Source organism: Nocardioides sp. BE266, assembly GCF_031457855.1.
Classification (GTDB): Bacteria; Actinomycetota; Actinomycetes; order Propionibacteriales; family Nocardioidaceae; genus Nocardioides.
On record NZ_JAURTI010000001.1, the window covers coordinates 791,846 to 805,193 of the forward strand.

Consider the following 13,348-nt stretch of genomic DNA (forward strand, 5'->3'; position numbering starts at 1 on the left):
TCGCCGGACCTACCGTCGAGGGATGGCCGGCGTGGTCGCTGTCGCCCTCTGCGCGCTGATGCTCGGCACGGTGCTCACCCTCTGCCTGTGCCAGGCGGAGATCGGCCGCGCCTGGCGCCGGGTGCGCGACCGGGTCGCGCCGCCGCCCCAGGCGCCTGTCGGACCCGCGATCGAGGACGTCGCCCGCGCGCTGCGGAGGCTGCGCCCGCAGGTGCTCACGCCTGCGCCCGGCGAGGCGATGGCACGGCGGCGCGGCACCGCAGCGGCGTACGACGACCTGCTCGGCCAGGCCGCGCGGGCGCTCGGCGTGCCCGACGAGCTCAGCGGGCTCCCCGAGGGCACCGACCGCGACGCCGAGCGGCTGCGGCTGGAGCACCTCCTGCGCGAGGCCGGACTAGCCCTCGGCTGAGCGGCGGTAGAGGAAGTCGGCGATGTCGCGACCGACGTCGCGGCCCTTGCGCTCGAAGCGGGTGACCGGGCGCTCGTCCCAGCGCTCGACCTGGCCACCCTCGAGGGTCGGCTCGGCATCGAGCACCTCGCGCATCTGCTCGGCGTAGTCGGCCCAGTCCGTCGCCAGCCGCCACGCGCCACCGGGCACCAGGCGCGACGAGGCGAGGGCCGCGTTGGCGGGGTTCACCAGGCGGCGCTTGCGGTGCTTGGTCTTGCGCCACGGATCGGGGAAGAAGGTCCAGATCTCGGCGAGGCTGGCCGGTGCGATCAGGTGCTCGAGGGTCCAGACCGCGTCGACCGAGCAGAAGCGCACGTTGTCGGCGCCCGCCTCGGCCACCCGCCACAGCGAGTCGGCGACGCCGGGCCGCCAGACCTCGAGCGCCAGGATGTTGTGGTCGGGTCGCGCGGCCGCCAGGACTGCGGTCGCCTCGCCGATGCCGGGCCCGATCTCGACGATCAGCGGCGCCTCGCGCCCGAACCGCTCGACCAGGTCGAAGTCGGGCCGGTCGACGGCCTCGTCGGGGATCACCCAGTCGGCCTGGTGCGCCGCCCACGACTCGGCCTGCCGCGGGGTGAACCTGCTCCCCCGCCGGGAGTACGTCAGCACCTCGCGCATGCGCCGCCCGTCCTCGGTCAGCTTGAGGTGCGGGCGGGCAGGGCGTACGGCGTCGTTCACGGTGCCATGATCCCCGGCTCGGTGGGTCGAACGCACATCCGCGAGCCCGGTGCCTTCTGGCGCCTCCGCTTCGCTCCGGCGCATGTCGCGGCGCTCGTAACCCCGCTCGTTCGTCGTCGCGCCCGCACCCTCCCCCGCTTCGCTCCTCCGGCTTTGCCGCTCCTCCTGCACTCCCGGGCGCGCCGCGACGAAACACCGACCACCGATCAGCGGCCCTGAGCCGGGCCCGGATCGCCCCAGCCTCCCCAGCACACGCGCTCGGCGCCCGACGTCGTCTGGACTGAGGAGCGAGCGAGCGCGACGAGCGCAGCGAGACAGCTCGGGAGCGACGAGGGAAGACGACGTCTTGCAGGGCGCCGAGCACGCGCGAGCGGAGCGAGCGCCAAATGGCACGGCGCCAGTTACAGGTGGTCCATGGCTCCGGTCAGGACCGAGCGGAGGCGCTGCTCGATGTCGTCGAACTCGGGCTGGCCGATGATCAGGGGCGGGGCGAGCTGGATGACCGGGTCGCCGCGGTCGTCGGCGCGGCAGTAGAGGCCGGCCTCCCAGAGAGCCCCGGAGAGGTAGCCGCGGAGCAGGCGCTCGGACTCGGCGTCGTCGAAGGTCTCCTTGGTCTCCCGGTCCTTGACCAGCTCGATGCCGTAGAAGTAGCCGTGGCCGCGGACGTCGCCGACGATGGGGATGTCGAGCAGCTTCTCCAGGGTGGCGCGGAAGGCCGGCGCGTTCTGCTGGACGTGGTCGGTGAGGCCTTCGCGCTCGAAGATGTCGAGGTTGGCCATCGCGACCGCCGAGGACACGGGGTGGCCGCCGAAGGTGTAGCCGTGGGCGTAGGCCGTCGTACCACTCTTGAAGGGCTCGAAGAGGCGATCGCTGGCGATCATCGCGCCGATCGGCGAGTAGCCCGAGGTCATGCCCTTGGCGCAGGTGATGATGTCGGGCTGGTAGCCGAACTCGCCGGCGCCGAACATCTCGCCGACCCGGCCGAAGGCGCAGATGACCTCGTCGGAGACGAGCAGGACGTCGTACTCGTCACAGATCTCGCGCACCCGCTCGAAGTAGCCCGGCGGCGGCGGGAAGCACCCGCCGGCGTTCTGCACCGGCTCGAGGAAGACGGCGGCGACGGTGTCGGGGCCCTCGAACTCGATGGCCTCGGCGATCCGGTCGGCTGCCCAGCGGCCGAAGGCCTTCTCGTCGTCGCCGACGAACTCGGGGCGCCGGTAGAAGTTGGTGTTGGGCACCTTGTGCGCGCCCGGGACCAGCGGCTCGAACATCTCCTTCAGCGGCGGGATGCCGGTGATGGAGAGCGCGCCCTGCGGGGTGCCGTGGTAGGCCACGGCGCGCGAGATGACCTTGTGCTTGTTCGGCTTGCCGGTGAGCTTGAAGTACTGCTTCGCGAGCTTCCAGGCCGACTCGACGGCCTCGCCGCCGCCGGTGGTGAAGAAGACGCGGTTGAGGTCGCCCGGGGCCATCGCGGCGATCCGGTCGGCGAGCTCGACGGCCCGCGGGTGCGCGAAGGACCACAGCGGGAAGAAGGCGAGCTCCTTGGCCTGCTTGGCGGCCGCCTCGGCCAGCTCCTCGCGGCCGTGGCCGACCTGGACGACGAAGAGGCCGGCGAGTCCGTCGATGTACTCGCGGCCGTGGGAGTCCCAGATCTTGTGGCCCTCGCCCTTCACGATGAGCGGCATCTCGCCGCCGTTCTCGTAGGTCGAGTGCCGGGTGAAGTGCAACCACAGGTGGTCGCGGCCGGCAGCCTGGTAGTCGAAGGACGCGTCGGTGCTCATCGGGTGCCCCAGTTGTAGTGCTGCTTGTTGAGCTTGAGGTAGACGAAGGTCTCCGAGGAGACCACTCCCTCGAGCTCCCTGACCTGTCGGATGACGTCGAGCAGGTGCGGGTCGTCCTCGCACACCACCTCGACGAGGAGGTCGAAGCTGCCGGCCGTGGTGACGACGTAGTCGACCTCGCGCACCTGCGCGAGCAGGTCGCCGACCTTCATCGGGTCGCCCTCGGTGCGCACGCCGATCATCGCCTGCCGGGTGAACCCGACCTGGGTCGGGTCGGTGACCGCGACCACCTGCATGATCTCGGAGTCGAGCAGCTTCTGGACCCGCGCCCGCGCGGCTGCCTCGGAGAGGCCGACCGCCTTCGCGATCGCGGCGTAGGAGATCCGACCGTCCTCCTGGAGGAGCTCGATGATCCGCTTCGCTGTGGCATCCAGCCGGACAGCTGCTCCCTCGCTCATGGGGCCCATCGTGCTGTGCCGATCGTCTCCATGCAACTACTTCAGCGCGGATTCCGCATTTTCGACGGGTTAATTCTGCGTTTCCCGCAGTTTCTTTTGGTCCCAGCTATGGAGATTGGCCCGGTTGTCGTCCTAGTCTCCCTTCACCGCACTCGACCGGGAGGACCCACGTGACCAGCCCACGCACGCTGCGCAACTTCATCGGTGGCGCCTACGTCGACGCCGGCTCGGGGTCGACGAGCGACGTCGTCAACCCCGCGACCGGGCAGGTCGTGGCGAAGGCACCGGTCAGCGGCGCGGAGGACGTCGACGCGGCCTACGACGCGGCCCAGCGCGCCTTCGGCGAGTGGGGTCGTACGACGCCCAGCGAGCGCCAGCAGGCGCTGCTCAAGTTCGCCGACTCGATCGAGGAGCACGCCGAGGAGCTGATCGCCCTCGAGTCCGAGAACACCGGCAAGATCAAGGCGCTCACCGCGAGCGAGGAGATCCCGCCGATGGTCGACCAGCTCCGGTTCTTCGCCGGGGCGGCTCGGGTGCTGGAGGGCAAGGCCGCGGGCGAGTACATGGCCGGTCACACCTCCTGGATCCGCCGTGAGCCGATCGGCGTGGTGGGCCAGGTGACGCCGTGGAACTACCCGCTGCTGATGGCGGTCTGGAAGATCGGGCCGGCCCTGGCGGCCGGCAACACCGTCGTACTGAAGCCGAGCGACACGACGCCCGAGACCACGCTCCGCCTGGCCGAGCTGGCCTCGGAGTTCCTGCCCGCCGGCACCCTCAACGTCGTCACCGGCGACCGGGAGACCGGCCGGCTGGTCGTGGAGAACAAGACGCCCGGCCTGGTCGCGATCACCGGCTCGGTGCGCGCCGGCGCGGAGGTGGCGGCGAGCGCCGCCCCGAACCTGAAGCGGGTCCACCTCGAGCTCGGCGGCAAGGCTCCGGTCGTGGTCTTCGACGACGCCGACATCGAGGCCGCTGTCGAGGGCATCGCCATCGCTGGCTACTTCAACGCCGGCCAGGACTGCACCGCCGCGACCCGCGTGCTCGCGGCGCCGGGGATCCACGACGACTTCGTGGCCGCGCTCGCCGACTACGCGAGGAGCTCGGCTCCCGTCGGCCTGCCCGACGATGAGGACGCGCTCTTCGGCCCGGTCAACAACGCCAACCAGCTCGCGCGGGTCAGCGGGTTCATCGAGGACCTGCCGTCGCACGCGACCGTGTCGGCCGGCGGCAACCGTCGTACGGACCTCGGGGACGGCTTCTTCCTCGAACCCACCGTGCTCTCCGGCCTGCGGCAGGACGACGACGCGATCCAGAACGAGATCTTCGGCCCGGTGATCACCGTGCAGCGGTTCACCGACGAGGACGAGGCGATCCGCTGGGCAAACGGCGTCGACTACGGCCTGGCGTCGTCGGTCTGGACCAAGGACTTCGGCCGCGCGATGCGGATGTCGAAGGCGCTCGACTTCGGCTGCGTGTGGATCAACACCCACATCCCGCTCGTCGCGGAGATGCCCCACGGCGGCTACAAGAAGTCGGGCTACGGCAAGGACCTGTCGATGTACGGCTTCGAGGACTACACCCGCATCAAGCACGTGATGGCGAACATCGAGAGCTGAGCACCACCCGCACCACGCACGACCACCAGAGCGACTCGGGCCTAGCGGAGGACTTCACTGATGACACCCATCCCGCGCCGTGACCGGCGCCCGCTGTCGCCACCGGCGGCGGCCGTCGTCGCGGCGGCCTCGGGCGGCCTCAGCCGACGCCGCCTCCTGGGCACCGGAGTGGCCGCGAGCGCCGGGCTCGCGCTCAGCGCGTGCGCCCCGCCGTCGCCCCCGACCGGCGGCCCCGCCGCGGTCAAGCTGCCGAAGGACGTCTCCGACAGCGACAAGACCGTGAAGTGGGCCAACTGGACGGCGTACCTCGACATGAACGGGAAGGAGACCAGCTCCCCGACCCTCGAGGCCTTCATGAAGAAGACCGGCATCCAGGTCAGCTACACCGAGGACATCGACGACAACGACTCCTACTACGCGAAGGTCGCCCCGCAGCTGCGCGCCGACCAGAGCATCGACCGCGACATCTTCACGCTGACCGACTGGATGGCCGCCCGTGTCATCCGCGACCAGCTGTGCCAGCCGCTCGAGCTGATCCAGATGCCCAACGTGGTCAACAACCTGCTCCAGCCGCTCAAGGACGTGTCCTTCGACCCCGGCCGCCAGCACTCGATCACCTGGCAGAGCGGCTTCGCCGGCATCGGCTACAACAAGCAGAAGGTCGGGCGGGAGCTGAAGTCGCTCGACGACCTCTGGAGCGACGACCTCAAGGGCAAGATCGTGGTGCTCTCGGAGTTCCGCGACACCGCCGGGCTGGTCATGCAGTCGCAGGGCGTCGACATCGACGGCGACTGGGGCAAGACCGAGTTCGAGGCGGCGCTGGACTTCATCGAGCAGAAGATCGAGGACGGCTACATCCGCAAGGTGAAGGGCAACTCCTACATGGAGGACCTCACCAGCGGCAACGCGGTCGCCGGCATCACCTGGAGCGGCGACATCTTCGTCCTCGCGGCCGACACCGGGGACCCGAACTGGACCTTCACGGTCCCCGAGTCGGGCGGCACCCTCTGGTCGGACAACATGATGGTGCCGATCACCTCCACGCACCGCCGCAACGCCGAGACGTTGATGAACTACTACTACGACCCGGCCGTGGCGGCCCAGGTCGCGGCGTGGGTCAACTACGTGTGTCCCGTCGACGGCGCGAAGGCCGAAATGGAGAAGATCGACCCGGACCTCGCCGAGAGCCCGTTCATCTTCCCCTCGGCCGAGTACATCGCGGACAACAACATCCAGTCCTTCCGGGCGCTCGACGCCGACGAGGACATCGAGTTCGCCGACCTCTGGTCCACGAAGGTGATGGGGAACTGACATGGCCGGATTCCGGGAAGCGAGCGGCGACCTCCGCCTCGCCAGCGTCACCAAGTCCTTCGGCGACTTCACCGCCGTCGACGACATCGACCTCCACGTGCCCCGCGGCTCGTTCTTCGCGATGCTCGGTCCGTCCGGGTGCGGCAAGACCACCTCGCTGCGGATGATCGCCGGCCTCGAGCAGCCGACCGCCGGGCGCGTGATGATCGGCGACACCGACCTGACCGGCTCGCGGCCCTACGAGCGGCCGGTCAACACGGTGTTCCAGTCCTACGCCCTGTTCCCGCACCTCACCATCCGCGACAACGTGGCCTTCGGGCCCAAGCGCCGCAAGGTCTCCGACGCCGCCAAGCGCGCCGACGACGCCCTCGAGCTGGTGCAGATGACGCAGTTCGCCGCGCGCAAGCCGGCGCAGCTCTCCGGCGGCCAGCAGCAGCGCGTGGCCCTGGCCCGGGCGCTGGTCAACCACCCGGAGGTGCTGCTGCTCGACGAGCCGCTCGGCGCGCTCGACCTCAAGCTGCGTCGTGAGATGCAGGTCGAGCTCAAGCGGATCCAGACCGAGGTCGGCCTGACCTTCATCCACGTCACGCACGACCAGGAAGAGGCCATGACCATGGCCGACACGGTCGCGGTGATGAACAAGGGCAAGATCGAGCAGCTCGGCGCACCGGCCGAGCTCTACGACCTCCCCCGCACCCGCTTCGTGGCGAACTTCCTCGGTCAGGCCAACACCGGCGTGGGCACGATCGAGGGCACCGACGGTGACCACCTGGTGGCCGAGGTGCTCGGCACCAAGGTGAAGATCAAGAAGTCGCGCTCGCAGGTGCAGGAGGGCGACGTCCTGTTCGGCGTACGGCCCGAGAAGGTGACCGTGTCGCGCAAGCAGCCCGACGGCGTCGGCAACGACGTGAAGGGCGTCGTGCGCGACGTGTCGTTCCTGGGCGTAGCGACCAGCTACCTCGTCGACATGCCGAGCGGCACGACGTGGAGCTGCTACGAGCAGAACCTCGACGTCGACCCGGTCGACCTGAAGCCGGGCGACGAGGTCTGGCTGACGTGGAACCCCGGTCACGCGTTCGGCGTACCCGTGGACACGGCATGAGCGCCCTCGCCCACGCGGCCGTCGACCCGGCGGCCTCCACGCCGCCGCCCGACGAGACCACCAAGCGGAGCTGGACGGCGTACCTGCTGCTGCTCCCGGGTGCGCTGTGGCTCGGCGTCTTCTTCGTGCTGCCGCTCGTGCAGCTGGCGACGGTGAGCCTGCAGAGCCGCTACCCCGGCTTCCCGGGCTACTACTACCGCGACGTCAACGTCGACAACTACGTCAGCGCGCTCACCGACTACGCGCCGCACTTCCTGCGCTCGTTCGTGTACGCCGGCCTGGCGACGTTCCTCGCCTTCGTCGTGGCCTACCCGCTGGCCTACGCGATGGCGTTCAAGGCCGGCAAGTGGCGCAACCTGATGATGATCTGCGTCGTCGCGCCGTTCTTCACGTCCTTCATCCTGCGCACGTTCGCGTGGTCGCAGATCCTGGCCGACGAGGGCTGGGTGGTGAAGACGCTCGACTTCCTGCACCTGCTGCCGGGCGGGCACATCATCAACACCCCGATCGCGGTCGTCGCGGGCCTGACGTACAACTTCCTGCCGTTCATGGTGCTGCCGATCTACGCCTCGCTCGAGCGCGCCGACCCGCGCGTGATCGAGGCCGGCGGCGACCTGTACGCCAACGGCCTGACGACCTTCCGCACGGTGACGCTGCCGATGTCGATGCCCGGCGTGCTGGCCGGCACCCTGCTCACCTTCATCCCGGCGGCCGGCGACTTCGTCAACATGGAGCTGCTCGGCCCCCAGCGCGGCAAGATGGTCGGCAACGTCATCAACGACCAGTTCCTGGCCATCCCGGGCGGCTATCCCGTCGCGGCCGCGCTGTCGTTCACGCTGATGGCCGCCATCTTGGTGATGGTCTTCCTCTACGTACGCCGGTTCGGCACCGAGGAGCTGGTGTGACGTGGCCACGATGACGGACCGACCGACCTCCTCGACCGCCTACCGGCCGTCGACGGCCAAGCGGGTGCAGTTCTGGCTGGCCGACCACTTCGTGATGATGTCGGCGATCGCGGTGCTGCTCTACCTGTTCCTGCCGGTGGCCTACACGTTCGCGTTCTCCTTCAACGACCACGGCAAGACGAACATCGTGTGGCAGGGGTTCACGTGGAAGCACTGGAAGGACCCGTGCCGGGTGGCGGGCGCCTGCGAGTCGCTGGTGACCTCGTTGCAGGTGGGCGCGATCTCGACGCTCGTCGCGACGGTGCTCGGCACGCTGATGGCGCTGGCGATGGTGCGTTACCGCTTCCGCGGCAAGGCGGCCAGCAACGTGCTGATCTTCGTGCCGATGGCCACGCCGGAGATCGTGATGGGCGCCGCCCTCCTGACGATCTTCGTCCAGGGCTTCACCAACATCGGCATCAGCCTGGGCTTCGGCACGATCGTGTTCGCGCACATCATGTTCTGCCTGAGCTTCGTGGTCGTCACGGTGAAGGCGCGCATCCAGTCGCTCGACCCGCGGATCGAGGAGGCGGCGCAGGACCTCTACGCCGGCCCGATGGAGACCTTCTGGAAGGTCACCTTCCCGCTGATCCTGCCGGGCATCCTGGGCGCCGCGATGCTGGCCTTCTCGCTGTCCTTCGACGACTTCATCATCACCAACTTCGTCTCGGGCAACGAGTCGACCTTCCCCAAGTTCGTCTACGTCGCGTCCCGGCGTGGCATCCCCGCCGAGGCCAACGTGATCGGTTTCTCGATGTTCGTGATCGCCGTCCTGCTCGTGGTCGGCGCACAGGTCGTGAGCAACGTGCGGGCCTCCCGCCTCAAGGAGTGAGCTGAGCAGTGGCAGGACCGATGCGCGTGCTGATGGTCGGGGCTGGTGGCGTCGGTGACGCCGCCGCCCGGATCGCCGTCGAGCGCGACTACTTCGAGGCCTGGGTCGTCGCCGACTACGACCTCGGCCGGGCCGAGCGCACCGTCGCCGCGGCGTGCGAGCGTCGTACGGATGAGGGGCGGTTCAGCGCCGCGCAGGTCGACGCCTCCGACGCCGACGCGGTCGCCGCCCTGGCGCGCGAGGTGCGCGCGACCCACGTCTTCAACGCCGTCGACCCGCGCTTCGTGATGCCGATCTTCACCGGTGCGCTCGCGGCCGACGCCGACTACCTCGACATGGCGATGAGCCTGTCCGTGCGCCACCCCGACGCGCCCTACGAGCAGGTCGGGGTCAAGCTCGGCGACGAGCAGTTCGCGATGGCGGGCCAGTGGGAGTCGGCCGGCCGGCTGGCGCTGCTCGGCATCGGCGTCGAGCCGGGGCTCTCGGACGTGTTCGCCCGCTACGCCGCGGACGAGCTGTTCGACCACATCGACGAGCTCGGCACCCGCGACGGCGCCAACCTGGTGATCCGCGACGACGACGGCAACGAGGTGTTCGCACCCGGCTTCTCGATGTGGACGATCATCGAGGAGTGCCTCAATCCGCCCGTGGTGTGGGAGAGGAAGAGGGGCGGCGGCGACCTGGAGTCGGGGTTCTTCACGCTGCCGCCCTTCTCCGAGCCCGAGGTCTTCGAGTTCCCTGAGGGCATCGGCCCGGTCGAGTGCGTCCACGTGGAGCACGAGGAGGTCCTCCTCATGCCGCGCTGGGTCGAGGCCGACCGGGTCACCTTCAAGTACGGCCTGGGCGAGGAGATGATCGGCATCCTGCGCACGCTGCACACCCTCGGCCTCGACTCGACCGAGCCGGTCCGCGTCAAGGGCGTCGAGGTCTCCCCGCGCGACGTGGTCGCCGCCTGCCTGCCCGACCCGGCCACCATCGGCCCGCGGATGGAGGGCAAGACCTGCGCCGGGCTCTGGGTGACCGGCACCGGCAAGGACGGCGCGCCGCGGTCGACGTACCTCTTCCACGTCGTCGACAACGCCGACTCGATGCGCGACTACGGCGCGCAGTGCGTGGTCTGGCAGACCGCGATCAACCCCGTCGTCGCGCTGGAGCTGCTGGCCGACGGCACCTGGTCGGGCACCGGTGTGCTCGGCCCGGAGGCGCTTGCCCCGAAGCCCTTCCTCGACCTGCTCGCCGCACCGAAGCCCGAGGGGTACGGATCCCCGTGGGGAATGGAGGACAGAACACCCCACGACGTTCTTCTCCCCCGCTCCGCTCCCCCGAACAACGCCGCGGGGACCCCGAAAGGAAAACGATGACGCTCACCCAGGAACGCATCCTCGCCACGGAGATCCCGGGCCCGAAGTCGCAGGCGCTGCAGGCTCGCAAGGTCGCTGCCGTCTCCGCAGGCGTCGGCACCACCCTGCCTGTGTACGTCGAGCAGGCCGGGGGCGGCATCCTCCGTGACGTCGACGGCAACCAGCTCATCGACTTCGGCTCGGGCATCGCGGTCACCACGGTCGGCAACGCCGCGCCGCGCGTGGTGGAGGCCGTGCAGCGCCAGGTCGCGGACTTCACCCACACCTGCTTCATGGTCACGCCCTACGAGGAGTACGTCGCGGTGTGCGAGAAGCTCGCCGAGCTCACGCCGGGCGATCACGAGAAGCGCTCCGCGCTCTTCAACTCCGGCGCCGAGGCCGTCGAGAACGCGGTGAAGGTGGCCCGCCACCACACCGGGCGTGACGCGATCGTCGTCTTCGACCACGCCTACCACGGCCGGACGAACCTCACGATGGCGCTGACCGCCAAGAACATGCCCTACAAGCACGGCTTCGGGCCCTTCGCCGGCGAGATCTACCGCTCCCCCATGGCCTACCCCTACCGCTGGCCTGGCGGGGCCGAGGCGTGCGCCGACGAGGCGTTCGACGCCTTCGTCTCGACCGTCCACGCGCAGGTCGGCGAGGACAACTGTGCGGCCGTGCTGATCGAGCCGATCCAGGGCGAGGGCGGCTTCATCGTCCCGCCGCCGGGCTGGCTGGCCCGGGTCGCGGACTGGTGCCGCGACCACGGCATCCTCTTCATCGCCGACGAGATCCAGACCGGCTTCGCCCGCACGGGCGACTGGTTCGCCTGCGACCACGAGGGCGTCGTGCCCGACCTGGTCACCACCGCCAAGGGCATGGCCGGCGGCCTCCCGCTCGCCGCGGTCACCGGCCGCGCCGAGGTGATGGACTCCGTGCACGTCGGCGGGCTCGGCGGCACCTACGGCGGCAACCCCGTCGCCTGTGCGGCCGCGCTGGCCGCCATCGAGACGATGGAGGCCGAGGACCTGCCCAAACGGGCCAGGGAGATCGAGGAGACCTTCCTCCCGCGCCTGCGCGCGCTGGCCGAGCGGCACCCCGACCGGGTCGGCGACATCCGTGGCCGTGGCGCCATGCTCGCGGTCGAGCTGGTCTCCGACGGGCCCGGCCGCACGCCCGACGCGGCGCTGGCCGGCGCGGTCCACCGGGCGTGCTCCGCCCAGGGCCTGGTGACGCTCACCTGCGGCACCTTCGGCAACGTCTTCCGCTTCCTCCCGCCGCTCGCGATCGGCGACGACCTGCTCGCCGAGGGCCTCGACGTCTTCGAGGCCGCCTTCGACCAGGCCGTCTCGGGCACGGGTGGCAAGGTGGAGTGATGGCCGACCTGACGCAGACCCAGACCGTCCCGACCCAGCTCCTCATCCGTGGGTCGTGGGTGGATGCCACCGGCGGCGCGACCTTCGAGGTGACCAACCCCGCCAACGACGAGGTGCTCACCAGCATCGCCGACGCGACTCCGGCGGACGGCGAGAAGGCCCTCGCGGCCGCGGCCGAGGCCCAGCGCGAGTGGCGTACGACCGAGCCGCGCAAGCGGGGCGAGATCCTGCGCAGCGCCTTCGAGCTGCTCACCGAGCGGGCCGACGACTTCGCCCGGCTGATGACGCTCGAGATGGGCAAGACGCTGGCCGAGGCGAAGGGCGAGGTGGCCTACGGCGCCGAGTTCTTCCGGTGGTTCTCCGAGGAGGCGGTGCGGATCCACGGCCGCTACGCCCAGGCGCCGATGGGCAACACCCGCCTGATCACCATGAAGGGCCCCGTCGGCCCGACCCTGATGATCACGCCCTGGAACTTCCCGCTCGCGATGGGCACCCGCAAGATCGGCCCGGCCATCGCCGCCGGCTGCACGATGGTGGTCAAGCCCGCCCACGAGACCCCGCTGACGATGCTGGCGCTGGCCGCGCTGCTCGAGGAGGTCGGCCTGCCGGCCGGTGTCCTCAACGTCGTCACCACCACCGACTCCGGCGGCATCTGCGAGCCGATCATCAAGGACTCCCGCCTCCGCAAGCTGACCTTCACCGGCTCGACCGCGGTGGGCAAGCGGCTCGTCTCGCAGGCCTCCGACCAGCTGCTGCGGGTGTCGATGGAGCTCGGCGGAAACGCGCCCTTCCTGGTCTTCGGCGACGCCGACCTCGACGCGGCCGTCGACGGCGCGATGCTCGCCAAGATGCGCAACATCGGCGAGGCCTGCACCTCGGCCAACCGCTTCCTCGTGCACTCGTCGGTGGCCGAGGAGTTCGCCCAGCGCTTCGCCGACCGGATGGGCGCGCTGAAGGTCGGCGACGGCACGCAGGACGGCGTCGACGTCGGGCCGCTCATCACGGAGAAGGCACGCACGGGCGTGCACGAGCTCGTCCAGGACGCGGTCTCCGCGGGCGCGAAGGCGGTCGTCGGCGGCGAGGTCCCCGACGGTCCCGGCCACTTCTACCCGCCCACGGTGCTGGTCGACGTACCTCCCTCGGCGCGGGTGTTCCGCGAGGAGATCTTCGGACCGGTCGCACCGATCACCACCTTCGACAGCGAGGCCGAGGCGATCGAGCGCGCCAACGACACCGAGTACGGCCTGGTGGCCTACGTCTTCACCAAGGGCCACGCCCGGGCGATCCGCGTGAGCGAGGCGCTGGAGTTCGGCATGGTCGGGCTCAACACCGGCATCGTCTCCAACCCGGCGGCACCGTTCGGCGGCGTGAAGCAGTCCGGCTTCGGCCGCGAGGGCGGCTTCGAGGGCATCGAGGAGTACCTCGAGACCAAGTACGTCGGCAGCGCGCTGTGAGCCCG

12 protein-coding genes are annotated in these 13,348 nt (G+C 70.1%); 9 read left to right on the forward strand and 3 right to left on the reverse strand.

Annotated elements, in window-relative coordinates; translation table 11 throughout:
* Positions 1-22: 22 nt before the first annotated feature.
* Positions 23-409 carry a hypothetical protein gene (locus tag J2X46_RS03830; protein WP_310247084.1) on the forward strand — a complete coding sequence of 129 codons (387 nt, stop codon included), beginning with the start codon at positions 23-25 and terminating at the stop codon, positions 407-409.
* Here J2X46_RS03830 and J2X46_RS03835 read toward each other — a convergent pair.
* The 3 genes from J2X46_RS03835 to J2X46_RS03845 all read right to left on the reverse strand — a co-directional run bounded on the left by J2X46_RS03835 (position 395) and on the right by J2X46_RS03845 (position 3,374).
* Positions 395-1,126 (reverse strand): tRNA (guanine(46)-N(7))-methyltransferase TrmB, encoded by a 732-nt coding sequence (locus tag J2X46_RS03835; protein WP_310247085.1) that lies wholly within the window; start codon positions 1,124-1,126, stop codon positions 395-397. The genes J2X46_RS03830 and J2X46_RS03835 overlap by 15 nt on opposite strands.
* 401 nt (positions 1,127-1,527) lie before the next feature.
* On the reverse strand, positions 1,528-2,907 hold the full coding sequence (locus tag J2X46_RS03840; RefSeq protein ID WP_310247088.1) for an aspartate aminotransferase family protein: 1,380 nt from the start codon (positions 2,905-2,907) through the stop codon (positions 1,528-1,530).
* Entirely contained in the window at positions 2,904-3,374 is a 471-nt protein-coding gene (locus J2X46_RS03845; protein WP_397212774.1) for an Lrp/AsnC family transcriptional regulator, read from the reverse strand. The genes J2X46_RS03840 and J2X46_RS03845 overlap by 4 nt, the downstream gene beginning before the upstream one ends.
* A gap of 161 nt (positions 3,375-3,535) precedes the next feature.
* Here J2X46_RS03845 and J2X46_RS03850 point away from each other — a divergent pair, with 161 nt between their 5' ends.
* From J2X46_RS03850 to J2X46_RS03885, 8 genes are read left to right on the forward strand one after another with little or no spacing between them, the layout of a single operon-like run.
* Positions 3,536-4,981, forward strand: a complete 1,446-nt coding sequence (locus tag J2X46_RS03850) for a gamma-aminobutyraldehyde dehydrogenase (RefSeq protein WP_310247093.1) — start codon at positions 3,536-3,538, stop codon at positions 4,979-4,981.
* 60 nt (positions 4,982-5,041) lie between these two features.
* Positions 5,042-6,292: a spermidine/putrescine ABC transporter substrate-binding protein gene (locus tag J2X46_RS03855; RefSeq protein ID WP_310247096.1), complete on the forward strand. Its 1,251-nt coding sequence runs from the start codon at positions 5,042-5,044 to the stop codon at positions 6,290-6,292.
* 1 nt (position 6,293) lies between these two features.
* Positions 6,294-7,394, forward strand: a complete 1,101-nt coding sequence (locus J2X46_RS03860) for an ABC transporter ATP-binding protein (RefSeq protein WP_310247098.1) — start codon at positions 6,294-6,296, stop codon at positions 7,392-7,394.
* Positions 7,391-8,299: an ABC transporter permease gene (locus J2X46_RS03865; protein ID WP_310247101.1), complete on the forward strand. Its 909-nt coding sequence runs from the start codon at positions 7,391-7,393 to the stop codon at positions 8,297-8,299. The genes J2X46_RS03860 and J2X46_RS03865 overlap by 4 nt, the downstream gene beginning before the upstream one ends.
* A 10-nt stretch (positions 8,300-8,309) precedes the next feature.
* Positions 8,310-9,170, forward strand: coding sequence for an ABC transporter permease (locus J2X46_RS03870; protein WP_310247103.1), 861 nt, complete (start codon positions 8,310-8,312; stop codon positions 9,168-9,170).
* Between the two features lie 8 nt (positions 9,171-9,178).
* Positions 9,179-10,531: a saccharopine dehydrogenase C-terminal domain-containing protein gene (locus J2X46_RS03875; protein ID WP_310247106.1), complete on the forward strand. Its 1,353-nt coding sequence runs from the start codon at positions 9,179-9,181 to the stop codon at positions 10,529-10,531.
* Positions 10,528-11,889: a 4-aminobutyrate--2-oxoglutarate transaminase gene (gabT, locus tag J2X46_RS03880; protein ID WP_310247109.1), complete on the forward strand. Its 1,362-nt coding sequence runs from the start codon at positions 10,528-10,530 to the stop codon at positions 11,887-11,889. Before J2X46_RS03875 ends, gabT begins: the two co-directional genes overlap by 4 nt.
* Positions 11,889-13,343 (forward strand): NAD-dependent succinate-semialdehyde dehydrogenase, encoded by a 1,455-nt coding sequence (locus J2X46_RS03885; RefSeq protein WP_310247112.1) that lies wholly within the window; start codon positions 11,889-11,891, stop codon positions 13,341-13,343. The genes gabT and J2X46_RS03885 overlap by 1 nt, the downstream gene beginning before the upstream one ends.
* Positions 13,344-13,348: the final 5 nt, after the last annotated feature.

What these genes read in the sequence shown, in the direction of transcription:
- J2X46_RS03830 (WP_310247084.1), top strand. Translation starts at nt 23, where the DNA reads ATGGCCGGCGTGGTCGCTGTCGCCCTCTGCGCGCTGATGCTCGGCACG.
- J2X46_RS03840 (WP_310247088.1), bottom strand. Translation starts at nt 2,907, where the DNA reads ATGAGCACCGACGCGTCCTTCGACTACCAGGCTGCCGGCCGCGACCAC.
- J2X46_RS03845 (WP_397212774.1), bottom strand. Translation starts at nt 3,374, where the DNA reads ATGGGCCCCATGAGCGAGGGAGCAGCTGTCCGGCTGGATGCCACAGCG.
- J2X46_RS03855 (WP_310247096.1), top strand. Translation starts at nt 5,042, where the DNA reads ATGACACCCATCCCGCGCCGTGACCGGCGCCCGCTGTCGCCACCGGCG.
- J2X46_RS03860 (WP_310247098.1), top strand. Translation starts at nt 6,294, where the DNA reads ATGGCCGGATTCCGGGAAGCGAGCGGCGACCTCCGCCTCGCCAGCGTC.
- J2X46_RS03865 (WP_310247101.1), top strand. Translation starts at nt 7,391, where the DNA reads ATGAGCGCCCTCGCCCACGCGGCCGTCGACCCGGCGGCCTCCACGCCG.
- J2X46_RS03870 (WP_310247103.1), top strand. Translation starts at nt 8,310, where the DNA reads ATGACGGACCGACCGACCTCCTCGACCGCCTACCGGCCGTCGACGGCC.
- gabT (WP_310247109.1), top strand. Translation starts at nt 10,528, where the DNA reads ATGACGCTCACCCAGGAACGCATCCTCGCCACGGAGATCCCGGGCCCG.
- J2X46_RS03885 (WP_310247112.1), top strand. Translation starts at nt 11,889, where the DNA reads ATGGCCGACCTGACGCAGACCCAGACCGTCCCGACCCAGCTCCTCATC.